This is a genomic window from Lutibacter sp. A80 (assembly GCF_022429645.1).
Lineage (GTDB): Bacteria > Bacteroidota > Bacteroidia > Flavobacteriales > Flavobacteriaceae > Lutibacter.
On the sequence record NZ_CP092480.1, the window covers coordinates 3,381,349 to 3,404,617 of the forward strand.

The 23,269-nt window shown below is 31.5% G+C and carries 24 protein-coding genes; 16 read left to right on the top strand and 8 right to left on the bottom strand.

Translation table 11 applies throughout. The annotated features are described in order from the left end of the window. Nucleotides 1-163 precede the first annotated feature (163 nt). On the top strand, nt 164-598 hold the full coding sequence (locus MHL31_RS14025; RefSeq protein ID WP_240226576.1) for a DUF4293 domain-containing protein: 435 nt from the start codon (nt 164-166) through the stop codon (nt 596-598). Between the two features lie 68 nt (nt 599-666). On the opposite strand, the gene MHL31_RS14030 is transcribed toward MHL31_RS14025, so the two are convergent. Further along, entirely contained in the window at nt 667-1,161 is a 495-nt protein-coding gene (locus MHL31_RS14030; protein WP_240226577.1) for a metallophosphoesterase, read from the bottom strand. A 66-nt stretch (nt 1,162-1,227) separates the two neighbouring features. Here MHL31_RS14030 and truA point away from each other — a divergent pair, with 66 nt between their 5' ends. Together truA and MHL31_RS14040 are read left to right on the top strand one after the other, a co-directional pair. After that, a complete protein-coding gene (gene truA / locus MHL31_RS14035; protein WP_240226578.1) occupies nt 1,228-1,980 on the top strand; it encodes a tRNA pseudouridine(38-40) synthase TruA in 753 nt (250 codons plus the stop codon). Beyond that, complete coding sequence (locus tag MHL31_RS14040; protein ID WP_240226579.1) at nt 1,973-3,739, top strand: ABC transporter ATP-binding protein; 1,767 nt, start codon at nt 1,973-1,975, stop codon at nt 3,737-3,739. Before truA ends, MHL31_RS14040 begins: the two co-directional genes overlap by 8 nt. A gap of 76 nt (nt 3,740-3,815) precedes the next feature. On the opposite strand, the gene cdaA is transcribed toward MHL31_RS14040, so the two are convergent. Genes cdaA through MHL31_RS14060 form a run of 4 tightly spaced genes read right to left on the bottom strand, consistent with a single transcriptional unit; the run spans nt 3,816 to nt 6,755 of the window. Continuing rightward, nucleotides 3,816-4,589, bottom strand: coding sequence for a diadenylate cyclase CdaA (gene cdaA / locus MHL31_RS14045; protein WP_240226580.1), 774 nt, complete (start codon nt 4,587-4,589; stop codon nt 3,816-3,818). A gap of 45 nt (nt 4,590-4,634) precedes the next feature. Beyond that, on the bottom strand, nt 4,635-5,345 hold the full coding sequence (locus tag MHL31_RS14050) for a hypothetical protein (protein WP_240226581.1): 711 nt from the start codon (nt 5,343-5,345) through the stop codon (nt 4,635-4,637). A gap of 1 nt (nt 5,346) precedes the next feature. Then, nucleotides 5,347-6,174 (bottom strand): dihydropteroate synthase, encoded by an 828-nt coding sequence (gene folP, locus MHL31_RS14055; protein ID WP_240226582.1) that lies wholly within the window; start codon nt 6,172-6,174, stop codon nt 5,347-5,349. Continuing rightward, complete coding sequence (locus MHL31_RS14060; protein ID WP_240226583.1) at nt 6,174-6,755, bottom strand: TIGR00730 family Rossman fold protein; 582 nt, start codon at nt 6,753-6,755, stop codon at nt 6,174-6,176. Before MHL31_RS14060 ends, folP begins: the two co-directional genes overlap by 1 nt. A 64-nt stretch (nt 6,756-6,819) precedes the next feature. Here MHL31_RS14060 and MHL31_RS14065 point away from each other — a divergent pair, with 64 nt between their 5' ends. The 8 genes from MHL31_RS14065 (at nt 6,820) to MHL31_RS14100 (ending at nt 13,058) form a co-directional block, all read left to right on the top strand. Beyond that, nucleotides 6,820-7,362, top strand: a complete 543-nt coding sequence (locus tag MHL31_RS14065; RefSeq protein ID WP_240226584.1) for a DUF1599 domain-containing protein — start codon at nt 6,820-6,822, stop codon at nt 7,360-7,362. An 8-nt stretch (nt 7,363-7,370) separates the two neighbouring features. Next, entirely contained in the window at nt 7,371-8,336 is a 966-nt protein-coding gene (locus tag MHL31_RS14070; protein WP_240226585.1) for a DoxX family protein, read from the top strand. Further along, nucleotides 8,336-8,707 (top strand): fluoride efflux transporter CrcB, encoded by a 372-nt coding sequence (gene crcB, locus MHL31_RS14075; RefSeq protein WP_240226586.1) that lies wholly within the window; start codon nt 8,336-8,338, stop codon nt 8,705-8,707. The genes MHL31_RS14070 and crcB overlap by 1 nt, the downstream gene beginning before the upstream one ends. A 222-nt stretch (nt 8,708-8,929) precedes the next feature. After that, nucleotides 8,930-9,268, top strand: coding sequence for a P-II family nitrogen regulator (locus tag MHL31_RS14080; RefSeq protein ID WP_240226587.1), 339 nt, complete (start codon nt 8,930-8,932; stop codon nt 9,266-9,268). Nucleotides 9,269-9,298: 30 nt separating this feature from the next. Beyond that, nucleotides 9,299-10,495, top strand: coding sequence for an ammonium transporter (locus MHL31_RS14085; protein ID WP_240226588.1), 1,197 nt, complete (start codon nt 9,299-9,301; stop codon nt 10,493-10,495). 43 nt (nt 10,496-10,538) lie between these two features. Beyond that, complete coding sequence (locus MHL31_RS14090) at nt 10,539-11,225, top strand: hypothetical protein (RefSeq protein ID WP_240226589.1); 687 nt, start codon at nt 10,539-10,541, stop codon at nt 11,223-11,225. Nucleotides 11,226-11,453: 228 nt separating this feature from the next. Then, entirely contained in the window at nt 11,454-11,792 is a 339-nt protein-coding gene (locus MHL31_RS14095; RefSeq protein WP_240226590.1) for a P-II family nitrogen regulator, read from the top strand. A gap of 24 nt (nt 11,793-11,816) precedes the next feature. Then, complete coding sequence (locus MHL31_RS14100; protein WP_240226591.1) at nt 11,817-13,058, top strand: ammonium transporter; 1,242 nt, start codon at nt 11,817-11,819, stop codon at nt 13,056-13,058. Nucleotides 13,059-13,124: 66 nt separating this feature from the next. On the opposite strand, the gene MHL31_RS14105 is transcribed toward MHL31_RS14100, so the two are convergent. Then, nucleotides 13,125-13,745 carry a DUF1684 domain-containing protein gene (locus tag MHL31_RS14105; RefSeq protein WP_240226592.1) on the bottom strand — a complete coding sequence of 207 codons (621 nt, stop codon included), beginning with the start codon at nt 13,743-13,745 and terminating at the stop codon, nt 13,125-13,127. Between the two features lie 258 nt (nt 13,746-14,003). On the opposite strand from MHL31_RS14105, the gene MHL31_RS14110 reads away from it, so the two are divergent. Continuing rightward, on the top strand, nt 14,004-15,059 hold the full coding sequence (locus MHL31_RS14110) for a glycoside hydrolase family 5 protein (RefSeq protein ID WP_240226593.1): 1,056 nt from the start codon (nt 14,004-14,006) through the stop codon (nt 15,057-15,059). A gap of 48 nt (nt 15,060-15,107) precedes the next feature. Here the strand turns inward: MHL31_RS14110 and MHL31_RS14115 are convergent, their stop codons facing one another. Next, the gene (locus MHL31_RS14115) at nt 15,108-15,875 is read right to left on the bottom strand and encodes a DeoR/GlpR family DNA-binding transcription regulator (RefSeq protein WP_240226594.1); all 768 of its coding nucleotides are present in this window, start codon (nt 15,873-15,875) and stop codon (nt 15,108-15,110) included. Nucleotides 15,876-16,172: 297 nt separating this feature from the next. Here MHL31_RS14115 and MHL31_RS14120 point away from each other — a divergent pair, with 297 nt between their 5' ends. The 4 genes from MHL31_RS14120 (at nt 16,173) to MHL31_RS14135 (ending at nt 21,912) form a co-directional block, all read left to right on the top strand. Further along, the gene (locus MHL31_RS14120; RefSeq protein ID WP_240226595.1) at nt 16,173-17,732 is read left to right on the top strand and encodes a glycerol-3-phosphate dehydrogenase/oxidase; all 1,560 of its coding nucleotides are present in this window, start codon (nt 16,173-16,175) and stop codon (nt 17,730-17,732) included. A 19-nt stretch (nt 17,733-17,751) separates the two neighbouring features. Continuing rightward, complete coding sequence (gene glpT / locus MHL31_RS14125) at nt 17,752-19,089, top strand: glycerol-3-phosphate transporter (protein ID WP_240226596.1); 1,338 nt, start codon at nt 17,752-17,754, stop codon at nt 19,087-19,089. A gap of 103 nt (nt 19,090-19,192) precedes the next feature. Continuing rightward, nucleotides 19,193-20,542 (top strand): glycerophosphodiester phosphodiesterase family protein, encoded by a 1,350-nt coding sequence (locus MHL31_RS14130; protein ID WP_240226597.1) that lies wholly within the window; start codon nt 19,193-19,195, stop codon nt 20,540-20,542. Nucleotides 20,543-20,568: 26 nt separating this feature from the next. Then, nucleotides 20,569-21,912, top strand: coding sequence for an OprO/OprP family phosphate-selective porin (locus MHL31_RS14135; protein ID WP_240226598.1), 1,344 nt, complete (start codon nt 20,569-20,571; stop codon nt 21,910-21,912). A gap of 133 nt (nt 21,913-22,045) precedes the next feature. Here MHL31_RS14135 and trpB read toward each other — a convergent pair whose 3' ends face one another. Next, entirely contained in the window at nt 22,046-23,251 is a 1,206-nt protein-coding gene (trpB, locus tag MHL31_RS14140; protein WP_240226599.1) for a tryptophan synthase subunit beta, read from the bottom strand. Between the last annotated feature and the right edge of the window lie 18 nt (nt 23,252-23,269).

Consider the following 23,269-nt stretch of genomic DNA (forward strand, 5'->3'; position numbering starts at 1 on the left):
ACCGTATTATTGTGAATTATAATAAGTGGTGATTGGTTGTTTTTTAGTTGTAGTTGGATTGCTGTGCTAATAGCAACTTGTTGCAAATATATAAAAATATTTCACATAGTATAGTTTTAATCTTTAAAAATAAAACGTATTTTTGTCGACCATTATTATAATTATGATTCAAAGAATACAAACTATATATTTATTATTAGCAACCTTATTGTCTGGAGGAAGTATTTTCCTGTTCAATTTATGGGTTAATAATGAGGGGATTAAGTTTTTTGTAATGGATGCTTTTAATACTAGCAATACACTTTTAATTGTAATGGCTGTATTATTTTTTCTATCTGCCGTATTAACATTTGTTGCCGTTTTTCAATTTAAAAAGCGACAATTACAATTTGTTATAGGTAGATTAGCAATTTTGACCAATTTTATTTTATTAGGTATTCTCGTATATTTTTCACAAAACTTATCTGGAGAAATTAATGTTTCTGAGAAGGGTATTGGGTTGCTGATTCCAATTTTAACAATAGTATTAGTTGTAATGGCTAATAAAGCAATTAAGAAGGATGAAGAGCTTGTAAAATCTGTAGATAGATTACGTTAAACCTAACATCTTAGTATATTTAGTGCAAGGAAAACCATTTTAATTTTTATTAAAATGGTTTTTTGCTTCTAACGTTTTTCTAATTCTATAATTTCTAAATTGCCAATGTTTCCTTTGTCTATCTCAAAACGAAGCATGGTTCTTACTTTGTGAAATCCATGTTTTCCAACAGCACCAGGATTTAAATGAAGTAGATTTAATTTTTTATCATAAATAACTTTTAAAATATGAGAATGTCCGCTGATAAAAATTTTAGGTGGATTTTCAGCTATTGCAGATTTAATCCTTTGATCGTATCTATTTGGATAACCTCCAATATGTGTTATCCAAACGGAAACACCTTCGAGTTCAAATTTGTTATCTAAAGGAAATTCAGATCTAATTATTTTATTATCAATATTTCCATAAACAGCTCTTATTGGTTTAATTTTTGAAATTATATCTGTTACTTTAATGTCTCCAATATCTCCAGCATGCCAAACTTCGTCCGCTTTTTTTACATACTTAAGCATGGTATCATCAATATAGCTATGTGTATCGGAAAGAAGTAGTATTTTTTTCATGAATTGTAAAAATTTTAACTGGTAAATATCTCTTATATTTGCAGACATACAAAATTAGCATTTCAGTTGAGATATTTTATAGAAATAGCATACAAAGGTACAAATTATCATGGTTGGCAATACCAGCCCAATGCAATTACCATTCAAGAATTAATAAATAAAGCACTAACTGTAATTTTTAAAAAACCTATAGAAGTTGTTGGAGCAGGAAGAACAGATGCAGGTGTGCATGCAGAGCAGCTATATGCTCATTTAGATTTAGAAGAAAATTTTAATATTGATAAAGTAAAATATAAGCTAAATTCATTATTACCAAATGATATTGCAATTATAAATATTTTAAAAGTTATTGATAATGCCCATGCGCGTTTTGATGCAGAAAGTAGAAGTTATGAATACAGAATCTATTTTGGTAAAAATCCATTTTTAATAGATGCTACCTGGCAAATTATTAATAAAAAGTTAAATGTGGATTTAATGAATGAAGCAGCTGAAATTTTGTTAACTTACACCGATTTTCAATGTTTTTCTCGTTCAAATACCGATGTTAGAACTTATAATTGCGATGTTACCAAAGCTGTTTGGGAGCAGGAAAATAAATCGTTAATTTTTTATGTTTCAGCAGATCGATTTTTAAGAAATATGGTAAGAGCTATTGTAGGAACTTTAATAGAGGTAGGAATTGGTAAAACAACATTAGAAGAATTTAAAAAAATAATTGAGAGTAAGGATAGAAAAAATGCAGGTCCTTCTGCGCCAGCTAAAGGTTTATTTTTAACCGAAGTAAGCTATCCGAAAAATCTATTTATAAATGAGTAAAAAAGTTACAGGCAAAGCTTTTGATTTAAAAATCTTTAGTAGATTAATGTCCTTTGCCAAAATATATCGTTGGGAATTTACAATAAGTACCTTAGCAGCAATATTACTTTCATTAGTTTCAATAGCTAAACCTGTTTTGTTACAAGAAATTGTAAATGTTTATTTTGAAAATAAAGATAAAGAAGGAATTTTATATTTTTCATTGCTTATGGTTGCTTTTTTAGTGGCTGAGGTACTACTACAATTTTTATTTATCTACAAAGTAAACTGGTTAGGTCAACATATTATTATGGATATTAGGGTGAAGCTGCAAAAACATATGTTGCAGTTTAAAATGGCTTATTTTGATAAATCTTCTGTTGGGAAATTGGTCACTAGGTTAGTGTCAGATACAGAAACCATAGCACAATTTTTTGGGCAAGGTTTGTTTATGATTATAAGTGATTTGCTAAAAATGCTGGTTGTAGCCATTGTAATGTTGTTTATGAATTGGAAACTTGCGTTAATTGCATTTATTATTTTACCAATAATGATTTACGCAACTAAATTGTTTCAAATAGCTATAAAAGCAGCGTTTCAAGAGGTTAGAATTCAAGTAGCTAATTTAAATGGTTTTGTACAAGAACGTGTAACAGGAATGATGATTGTTCAGCTTTTTAATCGAGAGAAGTTAGAATATGAAAATTTTGTAAAAATTAATGAAAAGCATAAAAAAGCTCAAGTTAGAACAGTTTGGTATTACTCTATATTTTTCCCAATTGCAGAAGTGTTAACCTCAATTGCTGTAGGTTTAATGGTTTGGTATGGAGGTTTAGATATTGTAAATTCTGGAATTACTAGTGCTGGTGAAATTATTGCTTTTATAATGATGTCTCAAATGCTATTTAGACCTTTGCGTCAAATTGCAGATAAGTTTAATACGCTTCAAATGGGTATGGTTGCTGGTGATCGTGTTTTTGAAATATTAGATACTAACAGTCAAATTGATAGAACAGGAAATGTTGAAGCAACAAGCTTTAAAGGAGATATTGCTTTTAAAAATGTACGTTTTAGTTATATAAAAGGAGAGGAGGTTTTAAAAGGGATTTCTTTTAATGTAAATGCTGGTGAAACTGTTGCAATTGTAGGTGCAACTGGAGCCGGTAAATCGACTATTATTAATTTAGTAAATCGTTTTTATGAAATTAGTGAAGGAGAAATATGTGTTGACAATCACAATATAGAGCAATACACCTTACATTCACTTAGAAATCAAATAGCGGTTGTATTACAAGATGTGTTCTTATTTTCAGACACTATTTTTAATAATATTGTACTTAATAAAGAGGGAATTACTTTAGACGAGGTTAAAAATGCTGCAAAAGAAATTGGGATTCATAAATTTATTATGAGTTTGCCTGGAGATTACAATTATAATGTAAAAGAGCGTGGAGCAATGCTTTCTTCTGGACAACGTCAGTTAATTGCTTTTTTACGTGCTTATGTAAGTAACCCGAGCGTGTTAATTTTAGATGAGGCCACGTCTTCTATCGACTCGTATTCAGAAAAATTAATACAGGATGCTACAGATAAAATAACAAAACATCAAACTTCAATAATTATTGCTCATAGGTTAACAACCATAAAAAAAGCAGATAGAATTATAGTAATGGATAAAGGTGAGATTGTTGAGCAAGGTTCTCACTCGGAATTATTAGAAAAAGATGGTTATTATAAAAACTTGTATAATATGCAGTTTGCCAGTGAGGTAGCTTCTTAGTTTTTAAGTTTCAAAGTTTAAGTGTTAAATAGGTAAAGAGTTTAACATTTTTAAACTAAATGCCAATTTTTAGTTGCTAATTAAGGTCGTATCGAATTGTTTCAATCAATTCATTGTAATTTTTATAAAGTACAAATTCTCCATCTTTTATATACGATATTTTACCAGTTTCTTCAGATACTACTATGCATAAAGCATCTGTTTTTTCAGTAACACCTATGGCTGCTCTATGTCTTAGGCCAAATCTAGCTGGAAGTTGTTTTTTTGAAAGTGGTAGAACAATTCTTGTAGCAATTATAAAATTTTCTTTAATAATTACGGCGCCATCGTGCAAAGGGCTATTTTTGTAAAAAATACTTTCTAATATTGGTTGATTTATTTCTGCATTCATAGTATCTCCAGTGTTTTTTACAAAATCTAAATTATGGGTGCGTTCTAGTACAATTAAAGCTCCAGTTTTAGTTGTAGACATTGCTTGGCAGGCTGTTATAATAACTTCTACATCCATATTGGTATGAATTTCAGTTTTAAGAAATTTTAATTGTTTTAAAAAGTTTTTTTTGTTGCTAAAATTTGTAGAACCTAGCATTAGTAAAAACTTTCTAACTTCGGGTTGAAAAACTATTAAAATAGCAATAGCACCAACACTTATTAAAGTGCCTAGTAGGCCACTTAGCATTTCCATTTGGAGTGCTTGTGTTATTTTCCAAATTAAAACAACTAAAGCAATACCAATAAATATGTTAATAGCTACCGTGCCTTTAAGTAATTTATATACAGAGTAAAGTAAAATAGCAACCAATACTATATCTAAAGCGTCAAGAAAAGTGAAATCTAAAAAATCTAGCATGGAAAAGTTTTTGGTAAAAATATAAAAAAGATTACAACTAAATAGTTATTCGCAACCGCAATCTGGAACTTTTGTAGGATCGAAAATGAATTGGATATTATTAATTAAAATTCCTGGGTTTGAAATTGATTTTATTAGTGTTAAATAATATAAATAATCTTGGTATAATAAATTTTGATTAAAATTTAAATGAAGCATGGTTTTATTACCTTCAGAAGAAAATTCTATAAATTCTAGTAAGGTGGTTGTTAATTCTCCATCTTCCATTTTAGCATCGTTAATCCACGTGTTGTTTGGGTTAAATAGAAGATTGATATTGTTGTAATTTAAGTACGATTCGCTATTTTCTTTAATATAGGTTTTAGATAAAATACTGTCTTGTTTATAAGCTACACCATCAAATTTTATAAAAGAAAGCTTATCTGCAATGGTATCTGCATAACTAAAATAATCAAACCTTCCTTCTTTAGAATGAATGCTGTTAGCGTGTTTGTGTTGAAATTCATTAATGGAAGGGATAATTGCTTTTAAAGGTAGTTTTCTGTCAATATTGTAAATCCAATGTGTTGAGCTTATAGTATTTTTTCTGTTTATGTTTGCAATTGTATCATTGTTTTTGACTTCAAAAAACATCCAAATTTGCGAATGATCTTGTAGTTCTTGAATTCCTTTTACCGCTAAAACAGGAATTTTAAGTTCTTTTTTATTGCAGCTTAATAAGGTTAATGCAATTAATATATATAATAATTTTTTCATTTTAATTGTGTAATAAGTTGGTGATTTTAATTGTTTCAATGGCTTCTTTTACATCGTGCACCCTTAAAATATTTGTTCCATTTTGAAGGGCAATTGTATTGGCTACAGTTGTTGCGTTTAAAGCTTTTTGAGGGGTGATTTTAAGAGGTTTGTATAACATAGATTTTCTAGAAATACCTGTTAATATAGGAGTTTCAAGGTTTTTAAAAAGCTCTAAGTTTTTTAATAATGTATAATTTTGTTCGGTGGTTTTTCCAAAGCCAAAGCCTACATCTGTAATAATGTCGTTAACACCTAAAGCGCGTAACTCATAAATTTTTTCAGAAAAATAATGTAAAATATCAGTTACTATATTTTTATAGTTTGTATTGGTTTGCATATTTTGAGGTGTTCCTTGCATATGCATAATAATATATGGTATTTGAAGTTGCGCTATTGTTTTAAACATGACTGTATCCATATTACCGGCCGAAATATCGTTAATAATACATGCGCCATTTTCAATGCATTTTTTAGCAATGTTGCTTCTAAATGTATCTATTGAAATTAATATTTCAGGAAATTCTTTAACAAGTATTTTTACAATAGGTAAAATACGTTCTAATTCTTCTTTTTCAGAAATATGTTTAGCGCCTGGACGTGATGAATATGCTCCAATATCAATAAAAGTAGCGCCTTCAGTTAGCATTTTTCTAACTTGCGAAATAATTGCCGTTTCATTTTTATAGTTGCCACCATCAAAAAAAGAATCTGGGGTAATATTTAAAATCCCCATTACTTTTGGAGATGTTAAGTCTATTAAAGTTCCATTACAGTTAATTGACTTCATTATTTTACTACTTTATTTATTACTTTAGTTAGCATTGGAGCTTTGTATTCGAACATTTTTGTTAGTAAATCATCGATAGAATCACTTACAATTAACATCTCTTTATTAGATTTTTTTAAGTAACCTTCTGTAACCATTGTATCTAATTGTTTTATTAAGTGATTGTAAAAACCATTTGTATTAAGAATACCAACAGGTTTTTGTTCAATACCGAGTTGATTTAATGTAAGGGCTTCAAAAATTTCATCTAAAGTTCCAAATCCCCCAGGTAATGCAATATAACCGTCAACTAATTTACTAATTTTAACCTTTCGTTTACTCATTGTTTTGGTAACAATCATTTCGGTAATATTAGTATGTGCAACTTCTTCGTGTCTCAATAATCCAGGAATAACGCCAATAACTTCTCCTTTTTTTTCAATAATAGTATCAGCTATAATGCCCATCATTCCAATTTTTCCTCCTCCGTATACCAATCCAATATTATTGTTGGCAAAATAATTGCCAAGCTTTATGGCTTCATTTTTATAAACTTCATTAAAACCGAGGCTAGAACCGCAAAAAACTGCAACTTTTTTCATTATTTATTAATTGATTTTTTATTTCATTAAATTTGTTGGAAATTTACGCAAATTATTAAAGTACATGCAACAAACTTCAAAACAATATAACGACATTATTATAAAGTGTCGTGCACTATACGTAAATAAGTTAAAAGATTACGGTACTGCTTGGCGTATTTTAAGATTGCCATCTCTAACCGATCAAATTTTTATTAAGGCGCAACGTATACGTCAGTTACAGCAAAATAGTGTGAGAAAAGTTGATGAAGGTGAGGTTTCTGAGTTTATTGGTATTATAAATTATTCTATAATGGCTTTAATTCAATTAGAAAAAGGAGTTGTTGAGCAACCGGATATTTCTAATGAAAAAGCTATTGAATTATACGATAAGCACGTTGTTATTGCTAAACAATTGATGGAAGCTAAAAATCATGATTATGGAGAGGCTTGGAGAGATATGCGTGTGAGTTCTTTAACAGATTTAATTCTTCAAAAATTATTGCGTGTAAAACAAATTGAAGATAATAAAGGTAAAACTATTGTTTCTGAAGGGATAGATGCAAATTATCAAGACATGATTAATTATGCTGTTTTTGCTTTAATACATATTAACGAAAAAAAATAAATATTTATATGAAATTACTAGTGCGCCTTTCTCGATTGCTTGTGTCGATAACATTCATCTTTTCTGGCTTTGTAAAGTTAGTAGATCCACTAGGTTCTGCTTATAAATTTGAAGAGTATTTTGGAGCAGATGTATTGAATTTGGAATTTTTAATTCCATATGCGTTGCCTTTTTCAATAGTGTTAATATTAGCAGAAATAATTTTAGGTATTATGTTGTTGGTAGGGTATTTGCCTAAATTAACGGTTTGGAGTTTGCTAGTATTAATAGGAGTTTTCCTCTTTTTAACCTGGTATTCAGCATATTATAATAAAGTAACGGATTGTGGATGTTTTGGTGATGCTGTAAAACTCTCTAGTTGGGGTACATTTTATAAAAATATAGTGTTAATTGTATTTATATTGATTTTAGTGAAAGGGTATAAGTACATAACACCATTATATAGTATAGCTTTAGCTAAATGGAGTACTTTTATTTCTTTTTTAATATTTCTTTATATTGTATACCATGTATTAATTCATTTACCATTAATTGATTTTAGACCTTATGCAATTGGGAAAAATATTCCAGTAGAAATGGAATATGTAGGAACAAAAGAGCCTGCAATACACGATTTCTTTTTAGAATCTTCCGAAGGTGAAGAGCTTACGTACGAGGTTTTAGAAGCAGATAAAGTCTTGTTAGTTATTACATATAATATAGATATAAGTGATAAGCAAGGTTTTGTAGGTATTAAACAAGTTACAGATAAAGCTTTGGCAAATGGATATCAAGTGTATGCACTTTCGGCTTCTATGGATGAAGATTTTCTTAAAATAAAAAATGAATACAAGCTGGATTTTGATATGCTTTTTGGTGATGAAACTATGCTGAAAACTATTATAAGATCCAATCCTGGTGTTATTACCCTAAATAAAGGTACGGTAACCGGTAAATGGAGTTGGGTAGATGTTGATAAAATTAAATTTAATTAATGAAGCCTGTTTTATTAGTCTTTTTTGGAGGAGGGCTTGGCAGTGTTCTTCGATATTTAGTAGGGAAGTGGTTAAATAATGTAGAAAATGCATTTCCTTACGGTACTTTTTTTGTAAATATAATTGGAAGTTTAATTATTGGGGTTGTTTTAGGTTATGTTGCCAAAATGACTAGCGGCTCTAATAATTATGCTTTATTATTAGCTACAGGCTTTTGTGGAGGCTTTACAACTTTTTCCGCTTTTGTATACGAAAACCATCTTTTTTTAAAAAATGGTGATTATCTTTCTTTCCTTACCTATACAATAGGTTCAATTGTTTTGGGCTTATTGGCGGTGTTTTTAGGTTTTTACTTCTCAAAAGTATTTTAATTTACCCCTTTTCTTATTCTTAATTACCCTGTATTTTAAATATAGGTGAATCTTTATGTCTTAATATGATAAAATAGAATATAATTATTTAGATACCCTTGAAAAAAATAGGGTAAAAAATTAATAATACATAAAAATAACTGCTATACCCCTAAAAAATTAGGGGGTAAAAAAATATAAGTATATTTTTGTCTGGAAATCAATTATAAAAATCACTTTATTATGAAGAAAATTGAAGTTATTATTAGAAAGTCAAAATTTGACGAAGTAAAAGAAGCTTTGCATCAAATTGAAGTTAATTTCTTTAGTTACTGGGATGTAACTGGAGTAGGAAACGAAAAAGAAGGGCATGTGTATAGAGGTGTTAGTTATAGCACATCAGATATACAGCGTAGATTTTTATCAATTGTAGTTTCTGATCCTTTCTTAGAGATAACAATTAATGCTATTTTAAAATCAGCAGGTACTGGAGAAGTTGGCGATGGAAAAATATTTGTTTCTGAAGTTTTAGAGGCTTATAGAATTAGAACGAAAGAAAAAGGAATTGAATCTTTAAATTAAAAAATTAACTAATTACAAAAATAAAAAATTATGGAAGCTAACGCTGTATTAGACTTAATGTGGATTGTGATCTGCGGAATTTTAGTGTTTTTTATGCAAGCAGGATTTACGCTTGTTGAGGTAGGATTTACCAGAGGAAAAAACGCAGGGAATATAATAATGAAAAATTTTCTTGACCTATGTATTGGTAGTGTCGGTTTTTGGGCTATTGGATATACGGTTATGTATGGAGACACAATAGGTTCATTTATAGGAACTCCAACATTATTTTTTGATGATGTTGAAAATATGCATAATTTATTCTTTCAAACGGTATTTGCTGCAACTGCTGCAACAATTGTTTCTGGGGCTGTAGCCGGAAGAACTAAATTTACTACATATATAATGTTCTCGTTTATAATGACGGTAGTAATTTACCCAATTTCTGGTCACTGGGTGTGGCAAGGTGATGGTTGGTTAACTGAGCTTGGATTTGTGGATTTTGCAGGTTCTACAGTAGTGCACTCTGTTGGTGGATGGGCTGCTTTGGTTGGTGCTATTTTGGTAGGGCCAAGATTAGGAAAATATACGAATGGGAAATCAAATGCGATTCCTGGTCATAACTTGGTTCTAGGAGCTTTAGGGGTTTTTGTTCTTTGGTTAGGATGGTTCGGATTTAACGGAGGTTCAGAATTAGCAATTTCAGGAGGAAGTGCTAATGCTGTTGCTGGAATTTTAATTACTACAAACTTGGCTGCTGCTGCAGGAGCGCTTTCTGCAATGACGGTTTCGTGGATAAAATATGGTAAGCCAGATATTTCAATGACATTAAATGGTGCTTTAGCTGGTTTAGTTGCAATAACCGCTGGTTGTGCTGCTGTTAGTCCAATGGGGTCTTTTATAATAGGTATAATAGGTGGTGCTGTTGTGGTGCTTTCAATTGATTTTATAGATAAAAAACTTAAGGTTGACGATCCTGTAGGTGCTGTTTCAGTACATGGTGTGTGTGGTGCATTAGGAACTTTAATGGTAGGTGTTTTTGCTATTGATGGAGGTTTATTATATGGTGGAGGTTTCTCTTTGTTAGGTGTTCAAGCAATTGGAGTATTAGCAATTGGAGCTTGGGCTGCAGGTATGGCTTTTGTAGTGTTGTTTATTTTAAAGAAAACTATAGGGTTAAGAGTTTCTAAAGAAGAAGAAGTTGATGGATTAGATATTCATGAGCATAAATCTAATGTGTATAACTAGTAGGTTGTATATTAAAAATATTAATAATTTAAATTAAATAAGGATGAAAATAATTAAGAGAATAATATTAGTTTTTGTGGCAGTTTTATCAATTTCAACTATGAATGCACAGGAAGAAGAGTCGAGTAAGGCTAGCTTCGATATAGGAGTTGATTATGCGAGTAGGTATGTATGGAGAGGTTTGGAATTTTCTGACTCGCCTGCATTACAACCTTATGCTGAAATGTCTTCAGGGAATTTTACAATGGGTTTATGGGCGTCTTATGAAACTGGAGGTCAGGTAGTTGGTCAGGAGTTTGATTTTTATGCAAGTTACTCTTTTGGAGCTGTTTCTGTAGGTTTTACAGATTATGCTTTTCCTGTTGATGGTGCTTCTGATGGTTATTTTATGATGAAAAACCATGTAGGTGAAGCTACAGTGAGTTTTGATGGTGTAGAGTCTTTTCCGATTTCATTAATGGTTGGTGCTAATATATATAATGATGATGATAATTCAATTTATACAGAGCTTGGTATTCCGTTTAATATTGGAGGAACTGAGTTGGGTGCCTTTATTGGTGGTGGAAATGAAATATATACCACGGACGGTGATTTTGCTTTAACAAATATTGGTTTCTCTGCTTCTAAAGATGTTACTATTACAGATGCATTTAGTTTAGGTGTTTCTGCTTCAGCAATCTTTAATCCAGATACAGATGATGCATATTTAGTATTTATACTTTCTCTATAATATATTATAATTAGGTTTAGTTTAAAATTGTCTAATAACTTAAAAGTTATTAGGCAATTTTTTTTTGACCATATTTGTGTTTTTATTTTTAACATTGTGTAAGTGTATAAATATTTAGGGTTAAAATTGAATATATGGTAAAAATTATATTTTACCCCTTTAAAAGTTAGGGGGTTGAGAAAATTTATTTATTTTTGATACTAAATCAATTATATAAACTGTTTTATTATGAAGAAAATTGAAGCGATAATAAGAAAATCAAAGTTTGTTGAAGTTAAAGAAGCTTTGCACGAAATTGGAGTTAACTTTTTTAGTTATTGGGATGTGACTGGAGTTGGGAATGAGAAAAAAGGACATGTGTATCGTGGTGTAAGTTATAGTACGTCAGAATTGCAAAGAAGGTATTTGTCAATTGTAGTTTCCGATCCTTTTTTGGAAAAAACAATAGATATAATTTTAAAAACAGCGTATACAGGTGCTGTTGGTGATGGAAAAATATTTGTTTCTGATGTTGAAGAAACTTATAGAATTAGAACGAAAGAAAAAGGTGTAGAATCATTAAATTAAAATTAAGATAGAATAACTATTATTATGGAGGAAACACTATTTACAGTGAATAACGTATGGATGATGATTTGTACTGCATTGGTATTTTTAATGCATTTAGGATTTTCATTGTTGGAAATTGGATTAACAAGGCAAAAAAACACAATTAATATACTTTTTAAAAATGTATTTATTATTTGTATCGGATTAATATTATATGCGTTAGTTGGTTTTAATTTAATGTACCCAGGGTCATTTATAGCTGGAATTATTCCAGATTATTTTGTTGATTTGTTTGGGCTAACTTCGCCTGAAAATGGTTTAACTGCTGAATATGCAGATGGTGGTTATACTTTTTGGACTGACTTTTTGTTTCAGGGAATGTTTGCTGCAACAGCGGCAACAATTGTTTCTGGGGCTGTGGCTGAGAGAATAAAATTAGGTGCATTTATGATTTTTACTATTGTTTATGTTGGTTTGGTGTATCCAATTGTAGGTTCTTGGAAATGGGGAGCTGGTTGGTTAGATGAGTTAGGATTTTATGATTTTGCAGGTTCTACATTAGTGCATTCAGTAGGTGGTTGGGCTGCTTTAGTAGCAGTTTGGTTGTTAGGAGCAAGGCTTGGTAAATTTAAAAAAGATGGTTCAGTAGGTGCTATTCCGGGACATAATATGCCTTTTGCAACTGCAGGAGTTTTTATTTTATGGTTAGGTTGGTTTGGATTTAATGGAGGTTCTGTGCTTTCAGCTGATCCAGGAGCTACATCTTTGGTGTTGGTGACTACTTGTGTAGCTGCGGCTTCAGGTGGTATGTCGGCATTTTTGGTTTCTTTATTTAAATACAAACAATTTGATTTGTCAATGTTTTTGAATGGTATTTTAGGTGGATTGGTAGGTATAACTGCTGGAGCTGATTTAATGAGTGTGACTGATTCTATTGTAATTGGGTTTATAGCCGGAGGTTTAATAGTGTTAGGTGTGTCGCTTGTGGATAGGATGAAGTTAGATGATCCTGTTGGTGCGATTGCTGTTCATTTAATATGTGGTATTTGGGGAACTTTAGCTGTAGGTATTTTTGGTGATTTAGCTAGCTGGGAACAGTTAGGGTATCAAGCTATTGGAGTTGTTTCCATAGGTGTTACTTGCTTGGTTTCTGCATATGCAATTATTAAAACACTAAAAAGTACTACGGGTATCCGTGTTTCTAAAGAAGAAGAGCAGGAAGGTCTAGATATTCATGAACATGGTATGGATGCTTACCCTGATTTTCGTTTAAATCAACATTAATTAGGTTTCTTTTTTATAAAATATAAGATTGTAAAAGTTCAGCAAATTTAAATTAGTTGAGCTTTTTTAATGGGGTGTATTATTGTATGCTTTAACTCCAGCTAAAATGGCAATAGGTAGGTTGTTTTCACTTGGAGGTGTAGGGCATGAAAATTTATAATTGTATGTGCAATAAGGATTGTATGATTGGTTAAAATCTATAATAATAGTATTGGATTCTTTTTCTGGAATTTCAATATCTATATAGCGTCCGCCGCCGTAAGTGCTTGTTCCGTTTGTAGTGTCTTTAAAAGGTAGGAAAAGTGGATTGTTATCGCTAAATATTGTAGTAGTGCTCTGATGTTGGTATAGGCTTAATTGTAGTTTTGTGCCGTTTAAAGTAAATGTTGCAATTCCGTATTTTTTGTATAAGGGAAGTCGGTCTGTGGTGGTTTTCATTTCGAATATTGGTGTGTTTGGGGTTAATTCGAAATTAGCTTCAATTCTAAAAGATTCATCAATTTCAAAAAACTCTAAAGATTTAAAAGTTTTCAAATCCTCTTCTGTCAGTGGTGATTCTTCTGCATTAGCGAATTGTGTGTTTAATTTATATTGAAATTGTTTTATTTCATCTTTATAAGTGTTGGTTTTTTTAGAGCAGTTTGTTAATGTTAATAAAAAGAGTATGGCTAAAGTGATTTCTTTCATGATGCAGATGTTTGATGATGTTTTTTTGCAAAAATAATGTAGTTGTTTTAAAAAGACGATAAAGCTTAGCTAAAATAATCTAGTGTTGTTTAGGTGGTTGCTTGTTTGGTGTGCTTGTTAGTTCGTGTTGGGTTTGGTTAAATGATGTTTTTGTATCAAAAAAAGTAAATTTTTCATTAAACATAAAATGAGTTATTAAGTAATTTTGATACTAATATTTTGTGTTTAAAAATAGATAACAATTAAAATGTGTTAATTATGAAAAAAATAATGATAGTACAGTTAACTTTTATTTTTTTAATGGTGTTTGTGTCATGTGGAAATAAAAATGAAAAGAAAGAGGTGAAAGATGTTGAGTCTGTGGTTGAAGCAAATACTTTAAGTAGGATAACAGTGAAGGGTAATTCTTTTGTTTCCGTTCAAGGAGATACAATTGTTTTTAGGGGGTTGGATGCTAGTGATCCAGATAAATTACAGAAAGATGGGCGTTGGAATTTAGAATATTTTAAGGAGATGAAAAGTTGGGGAGCTACAGTAACTAGGTTTCCGGTGCATCCTAAGGCATGGAGAGAGCGAGGTAAAGAGGCTTACTTAAAGTTGATTGATGATGGTTTGGCTTGGGCAGCTGAGGTTGGTATGTATGTAATTATAGATTGGCATAGCATTGGTAACTTAAAAGACGATAAATACTATCTGCCAATGTATGAGACTACAATGTTGGAGACGGAGGATTTCTGGAGAACAATGGCGGTAGCGTATAAAGATAATGAGACTGCTGCTTTTTTTGAATTGTTTAATGAGCCAACTTTAAATAATGGTGATTTGGGTGAGTGTACTTGGGGTGAATGGAAGGTTTTGATGGAGAGGCTTATTGCTGTTATTAGAGAAAATGGATGTGAGGCTATTCCGTTGGTGGCTGGTTTTAATTGGGGGTATGATTTAACACCTTTAAAAGAGAATCCTATTGCTGCTGAAGGTATTGGTTATATAAGTCATCCGTATCCGCAAAAAAGAGAAAAGCCTTGGGAGGTTAAATGGACTGAAGATTGGGGGTTTGCGGCTGAAAAATATCCTTTAATTTTATCTGAAATAGGTTTTTGTGGTCCAGATGATAAGGGGGCTCATATACCGGTTATAAGTGATGAATCTTATGGCGATGCAATTACAAAATATGCAGATGAACGTGGAATTTCATATACGGTTTGGGTGTTTGATCCAGATTGGTCGCCTATGTTGTTTACGGATTGGGATTATGCACCTTCTCGTCAAGGAAGGTATTTTAAAAAGGTGCTACAAGGTTATCGCGAAAACTAAAAAAAATCCCGCTTTTAATTTTAAAAGCGGGATTTTTTTATTTTAATTTTAGGCAAGTGTAACGTCAATGCCTAATTCTTCTAATTGGTCTTTTGTTTTTTTGTCTAATTTTTTGTCTGTAATTATTTGATCAACATCTTCGAGTCCGCATATTTTTCCAAATCCTTTTTTTCCAAATTTTGAAGAATCTGCTAATACAATTATTTTTTGAGCAGCTTTAATCATTTCTTTGTTTAAAGAAGCTTCCATTGAGTTTGTTGTTGTTAATCCAAAATCTAAATCAATTCCATCAACGCCTAAAAATAATTTTGTAAAGGTAAATTCTTGAAGCATTTTTTCGCTAGTTGGTCCTATTACAGATGAAGAGCTTCTTCTTACAATTCCACCTAATTGTATTACGTCAATATTTGGGTTTTCAGCTAAAATTAAAGCAGTGTTTAGGGATGCTGTAAGTACGGTTAACCCATCGACTGGTTTTAAGTGTTTTGCAAATTCAATAACAGATGTTCCGGAAGCTATAATAATACTGTCGTTAGGTTTTAGAATTAGACCTGCTGCAATTGCTATCCTTGTTTTTTCTTTCCTGTTAATTTTTTCTTTAATATTAACGTGGTTTTCGGTTGTGTAGGGATTTGATGGTATTGCTTTACCGTGTGATCGGAAAAGTAAGTTTTTTTCTTCTAAAGCTTTTAGGTCTTTTCTGATGGTGACTAAAGATACTCCAAATTCCTGACTTAAATCTGTTACTTCAACAAAGCCGTCATTTTCAAGCTTTTTTAAAATTAATTTGTGGCGTTCGGCGATATTTAAAAGCATTGTAAAGTTTTTAGTTTAGCAAATATACGTCAATGTTAGTTTATTTCGAAATATTTCGAAATAAATTTTAAAATGATGTTTGTATGTATGTGTTATTGTGTAGGTGTTATATTTGTTAGTAATCTTCCCTTTAATAATCAGTTGATTAGCCTTTTTATCAAAAAAGAAATGTATTTATAATATGACAAAAGTCATATTATCTTAAAAAAAACATAAAAAAACTTTCGAAATGTTTCTAAATGATTTACTTTTACTCTGTAATAGGAAAAAAAGCTATTCGTTTAAAATATTTGAAATATGAAAAGAGATGAAATGATTTCGAAGGTAAAGAATCATTCAGGAGAATTTGATTTTATAATAATAGGTGGTGGTGCTACTGGAATTGGTATTGCATTGGAAGCTTCGGCAAGAGGTTATTCTGTTATTTTGTTAGAAATGTCTGATTTTACAAAGTCTACTTCAAGTAAGTCGACCAAGCTTATGCATGGTGGAGTTCGTTATTTAGCGCAAGGAGATGTAGGATTGGTAAGAGAGGCAGTTGTAGAGCGGGGTTTAATGTTGCAAAATGCACCGCATTTAGTGAAAAGTCAATCGTTTATAATTCCTACTCACGGTTTGTTTGATGAGGTTTTGTATACAGTAGGTTTAACTTTTTATGATTTATTGGCAGGGAAACTTAGTTTAGGTAGGTCTAAAAGAATTTCAAAATCAAAAACTTTGAAACGTATTTCACTTATTAATCCTGATAAAATTTCTGCAGGAGTGGTTTATTACGACGGACAGTTTGATGATTCCCGTTTGGCAGTAAATACACTTCAAAGTGCCGTAGAGCGTGGTGCAATTGTATTGAATTATTGTAACGTAACAGGGTTGATTAAAGATGAGAAAGGTCTTGTAAAAGGTGTTTCGTTTGTAGATGAAGAGACTTCTGAAAAGCACGAGGTGTTGGGTAAACAAATTGTTAATGCAACAGGTGTTTTTGCAGATGATGTGTTGCAGATGGATTCTCCAGGTGCTGAAAAAACCATTGCGCCAAGTCAGGGTGTGCATTTAATTTTAGATAAATCCTTTTTACCAGGAGATGATGCTATTACTATCCCTAAAACTGATGACGGCCGTGTGTTGTTCTTGGTTCCATGGCATAATAAGGTGATTGTAGGTACTACAGATACTCCTATTGAAAAAGAATCTTTAGAACCGGTTGCTTTAGAGGAAGAGATTGGGTTTATTTTAAGTACTGCTAGTAGATATTTAACTAAGGCTCCAAAACGAAGTGATGTGTTGAGTGTTTTCGCAGGCTTACGACCATTGGCTGCTCCAAAAGGAGATGGAAACAAAACGAAAGAGATTTCGAGAAGTCATAAAATTTATACCTCAGATTCTGGTTTGTTAACTATTGTAGGAGGTAAATGGACTACCTTTAGAAGAATGGGGCAAGATTTAGTGGATAAAGCTGAGAAAAATCACGGGTGGCCTCGTATTTCTTCAAAAACAAAACATTTAAAAATTCACGGATATAAGGAAAATGTGGATTATGATAACCCTCTATATTTTTATGGTTCTGATGAAGATGCTATTTTGGAGTTAGCGTCAAAAAATGGAAACAAGAATTATATAAGTAAAAAACTTCAGGTTATTGAAGCTCAGGTTTTGTGGGCTATTGAAAATGAAATGTGTCGTACAGTAGAAGATTTTTTAGCGCGTAGAACAAGATGTCAATTATTAGATGCGCAAGAAAGTATAAAAATAGCTCCAAGGGTAGCTGAAATTATGGCTGAGGCATTAGATAAAGATGAGAATTGGATTAAACAACAAGTTGAGAGTTATATCAATGTAACTTTAAATTATATACTATAATAAATTATAAATCAATGTCATGATAGATTTTTTTAAACCAGCAGCGCACAAAGAGTTACTTCCTTCAGATAAAATAGATTCAACCTATAAGCGATTGCGATTTCAAGTATTTGTAGGTATTTTTATTGGTTATGCTGGGTATTATTTAGTTAGGAAAGTTTTTTCATTAGCAATGCCAGATTTAATTGCTTTGGGTTTTTCAAAAACAGAATTAGGTTTTGCTCTTTCAGGAGTTTCTATTGCTTATGGTTTAAGTAAATTTATTATGGGAAATGTATCTGATCGTAGTAATGCTCGGAATTTTCTTACGGCAGGTTTAGTGTTGTCGGCATTAACAATGATTTTAATGGGGACAATTCCCTTAGCCACATCTTCAGTATTTATAATGTTTATTCTACTAATACTGAATGGTTGGTTTCAGGGTATGGGATGGCCTCCTTGTGGAAGGGTTATGGTTCATTGGTTTTCAATTAGAGAACGCGGAACAAAAATGTCTATTTGGAATGTAGCTCATAATGTTGGTGGAGGTATAATTGGTCCACTAGCGATTTTGGGTGTTGCTATTTTTGCAGATTGGCATGCGAAACTATATTTCCCAGGTTTTATAGCATTAGCTGTTGCTGTTATTACATGGTTTTTATTGAGAGATACTCCGCAATCATGTGGTCTTCCAAATATTGAAACCTATAAAAACGATTTTCCTCCTAATTATTCAGAAAAATTTGAGGAAGAAATGACAGCTAAAGAAATATTTTTTAAATATATCTTAAAAAACAAATTATTGTGGTCTATAGCCTTTGCAAATGCCTTTGTTTATTTAGTACGATATGGTGTTTTAGATTGGGCTCCATTGTATTTAGAAGAAGCAAAAGGGTTTTCAATTAAAGAATCTGGATGGGCATATTTTGCCTACGAATGGGCTGGTATTCCGGGGACACTTTTGTGTGGATATTTAAGTGATAAAGTATTTAAAGGTAAAAGAGCACCTGTAAGTATTATATATATGGTATTGGTTTTTGTTTCAATATATATGTATTGGACAAGTCAATCTATTTTAGCGAATTCAATAGCGCTTATTTGTATCGGATTCTTGATTTACGGTCCTGTAATGTTAATAGGTGTTCACGCGTTGGATTTGGTGCCAAAAAAAGCGGCAGGTACGGCTGCGGGTTTAACAGGTTTATTTGGGTATTTAGGAGGAGCTTTATTTGCTAATATAGCAATGGGTGCTGTTGTAGATACTTGGGGATGGTCTGGTGGATTTGTAGTGTTGTTAAGTTCTTGCGTAATCGCAATTTTATTAATTGGTTTTTCTTGGGTTCAAGAAAAGAGAGGATATAATGGTATTCATGTATAGTAAAATATACGTTTTAAAATACCTAAGATTTTAATCGCTTGTTGAATAGGTGTTTACAAGTGAAGATAATAAATAAGAGTATTAATCAATAAATGTTAAATAAATGACTAAACTATTTTTAAAAAAAATACCGGTGGGTATTGCCCTTATTATGCTCCTTGGAGTTGTGGGTTGTGAGGATGATATTAAAGATTTAAGTAATGAAATTCAATCAGAATCTATTGAGTTAAAAACTGTAAATTCTGAAACTAAAGCTGTAATTGATCAGCTATTAATTGATGCACCTGATGCTGTTATAGCTCATAGAGGTTCAACTTTTTGGGCTCCAGAAGAAACTGAAGCTGCTTTTCGTTGGGCTCGTAATATGGGGGCAGATTATCTAGAAATCGATATTCAAAAAACATCTGATGGAGTATTGTTAGCACTACATGATAATGATCTTCGTAGAACTTCAAATGTTGAAAGTATTTATCCAGGAAGAGCAGATTACGATTTAAGTAAATTTACACTAAAAGAGTTAAGAGCGCTTGATGCAGGTACTTGGTTTAATGAAGATGTGCCAGATAATGCACGATTAGAATTTATAGATCAAAAAATTTCAACCTTAAAAGATGTGTTACTGATTGCTGAAGGTATGAAAGTGAAAAGAGATGAAAATAGAAACCCTTATTATAAAAAAGAAGACGGTACAGAAACTTTAGACTTAGATGAGTCAACAGGAGAGTTTGTTTTTGTTCAAGATGAGGTTGATAATGGTAATAGACCAGGAGTATATATTGAGACTAAAGAGCCTTGGAGATTTTCAGGTATGGAAAAAACACTTGCTGAAGTTTTAAAAAACAATGGTTGGTTAGCTACTGATAACCCAAAAAATATAGCAACAACTCCAGGTAAAGTTGGTGTGGCAAATACTAAATCTCGTATTATTTTACAAACGTTTTCTTGGCAAAGTGTTCTTCTTTTGGAGGAATTTTTACCAAATATTCCTAAATGTATGTTGCTTTGGAAAGGTGGATACGATAATCTAGTAGATGATGATGCAGATATGATTGCTGATGTATTAAACTTTTCTGTAGATAATAATGTACATATTATTGGGCCTTCAATTGCTGGTGCTCCAAATGGGTATGATGATTTATCTGCTCCTTGGATGAATGAAATGTATCACCGTCCTGGTTTTATAATTCACGCATATTCTTTTGATACTGAAGATCAGTTAAAAAAATATAATGGAGATTATTATTACTCAGGTTTAGAATCGCGTTTTGATAATCCAAATAGAACACTACAAGGTGAATGGACTGGTAAAATAGGAAGAGAAAACTTTATTGACGGTGGTTTTACCAACTTAACAGATCTTTCGTTAGAGTATCAAGGTAGAGCAATACCAGGTGTTACAGCTCAAACTGTATTAGAAGATCTTGGATATGGAACCTATATAGGTAGAAATTAAATTTAGTAATAATAAAATTTGAAATAATGAATAAATTAAAAAATATATCGCTCTTAGTAGTCTCTTTAGCTTTTATGTATACAGGGGTTATTACAGCTCAAGAAACAAATGGAGTAGTTACTGGAGAAAAAGGAATTGTTAATTTTAAAACAAATGATGGTGATTATAAGTGGTCGTTTGGTGGTCGTGCTTATATGGATGGTGATTACTATATGGAAGATGCAACGGATTTAAGTTCTAAAACAACTTTAAGTGATGTTCGTTTATATGCTAAAGCTTCATGGAAAAAGTGGGATGCAAAGATTAATTTTAGTTTTGCTAATAATAAAGTAAGTGCTAAAGATATTTATTTAAGATATGCTTTAAGTGATCATAGTTCTATTAAAGTTGGTAACTTTTTTGAACCGTTTGGTATTCAAGGATCTATTTCAAGTAAAGATTCTAAATTTATTGGAAATTCTTTTTCTGGTGAAGCATTTGGTATTGGTAGAACAGTAGGTATTGCTTATACAACATTCTCAGATAAGTATTTTATATCAGGAGGTTTGTTTGGTAGCGATATTAGTAATACTGAAATGGGTGATGGTGGTTATAGTGTTACTGGAAAAGCATTATATAGTCCAATTGTTGAAGAAGGTAAAAACTTTATTATTGGTGCTTCTGCTTCGTATAGATTGCCAGATGCAAATGGTTATGATGAAAACTATAATGATGATGATTATAATAGAGAAGTAGTTTATGCTGCAGGTCCTGAAGATAAATTTTTAAATGCTGTTGTAAGTCACGCTGGAAACGAATTTAAATTGAATGCTCAAATGTTGGGTACTTATGGTCGTTTTATGGTTCAGTCTGAATATTATTACAATAAAGTTTATCGTAATTCTAATTATGAGCTTCAGTTTGAAAATTCAACTCCAGATATGTGGGGATGGCCTTCATCTCCTCAAGACCTTGAAGATTGGTATGGAGAACAGAGAGATATTGAAACTGATGGTTACTACGTACAAGCTGGTTATTTATTAAAAGGGGGTAATTATGATTATAATAATTCTTACGCTTTTTTAAATCGTCCTAAAGCAGGATCTTTAGAGTTGTTAGCGCGTTTTAATCAGACAAATTTAAATGACATAGATGGTATTTTTATGCAAGATAAATTTTGGAATGCTGATCCTTTAAAAGCTGCAGCAGGACAAACAAATTATAGTGTTGGAGGTGGAGAAAGTATCGATTATTCTATAGGGTTAAATTACTATATGAGTGATAATGTTATGTTCCGTCTTAATTATACTTATATGGATATTGATAACTTATATTATAGACAAGATGATAGTATTTCGTTTGTAAAAGCGAGAATTCAAGTTAATTTTTAAAAAAGAATATTAATGATTAAGTTTAATTACAAAATTTAATTACAAAAACTCCATTTTAATTTTAGTAAAACCCATAATTTAGGATAAAATCTAAGTTATGGGTTTTTTAGTTTATAATAATAAAGTTTTTAATTTATTCTGGAATGCCATAATTATCTACAACATAGTCTAAATCTTTATCTCCACGACCGCTTAAATTAACTAAAATAGATTGTTTAGGGTTTTCTTTTGCTAATTTAAATGCGTGTGCTACTGCGTGTGCACTTTCTAGAGCAGGTATTATTCCTTCCATCCTGCTTAATTCAAAAAATGCATCAATACACTCTTTATCTGAAATGGTTGTGTAATTTACTTTTTTTAAGTCTTTTAACATACTGTGCTCTGGGCCAACTCCTGGATAATCTAAACCACTGGCAATAGAATGGACAGGAGCAGGTTCACCTTTTTCATCTTGTAAAGTATAGCATTTAAAACCGTGGATAATACCAGGTTTACCTAAGGTCATAGTTGCAGCATGGTCGCCTAAAGTTTCTAGCGATTTACCTCCTGGTTCAACACCAAAAAGTTTACATTCTTTATTTTCTAGAAATGCAGAAAATATTCCCATAGCATTACTTCCTCCTCCAACGCAGGCTACAACGTTGTCTGGTAATTCTCCAGTCATTTCAAAAAATTGATCTTTAGCTTCAATACCAACAATACGTTGAAAATCGCGAACCATCATAGGGAAAGGGTGAGGTCCTACTACAGATCCAATACAGTAAATTGAAGTTACTGGGTCTTTTAAATAAGCTTCAAAAGCACTATCAACAGCTTCTTTAAGTGTTTTTAAACCGTGTGTTACTGGGACCACTGAAGCTCCAAGAATTTTCATTCTAAGTACATTTGGATATTCTTTTTCAATATCTACTTCACCCATATGAATTTCACATTCTAGGCCAAAATATGCTGCTGCTGTAGCTAGAGCAACACCATGCTGACCTGCTCCGGTTTCAGCAATTAATTTCTTTTTACCCATGTATTTAGCAAGTAATGCTTCTCCCATACAATGGTTTAATTTATGTGCTCCAGTATGATTTAAGTCTTCGCGTTTTAAATAAATTTGACCACCATATTTTTGAGATAAACGGTGGCAATGATAAACTGGAGTAGGTCTGCCTTGAAAATGCTTTCGAATATCACGAAGTTCTGAAATGAATTTATGAGATTTACTTATTGAAAAGTAAGCATCATTAATTTTTTTCATTTCCTCTTCTAATTGTGGAGGTATAAATGCTCCACCATACTCGTTAAAAAATCCTTCTTTGTTTGGGTGATTTTTAAAATAATTGTCAGACATTATGTAAATTTTAAGATA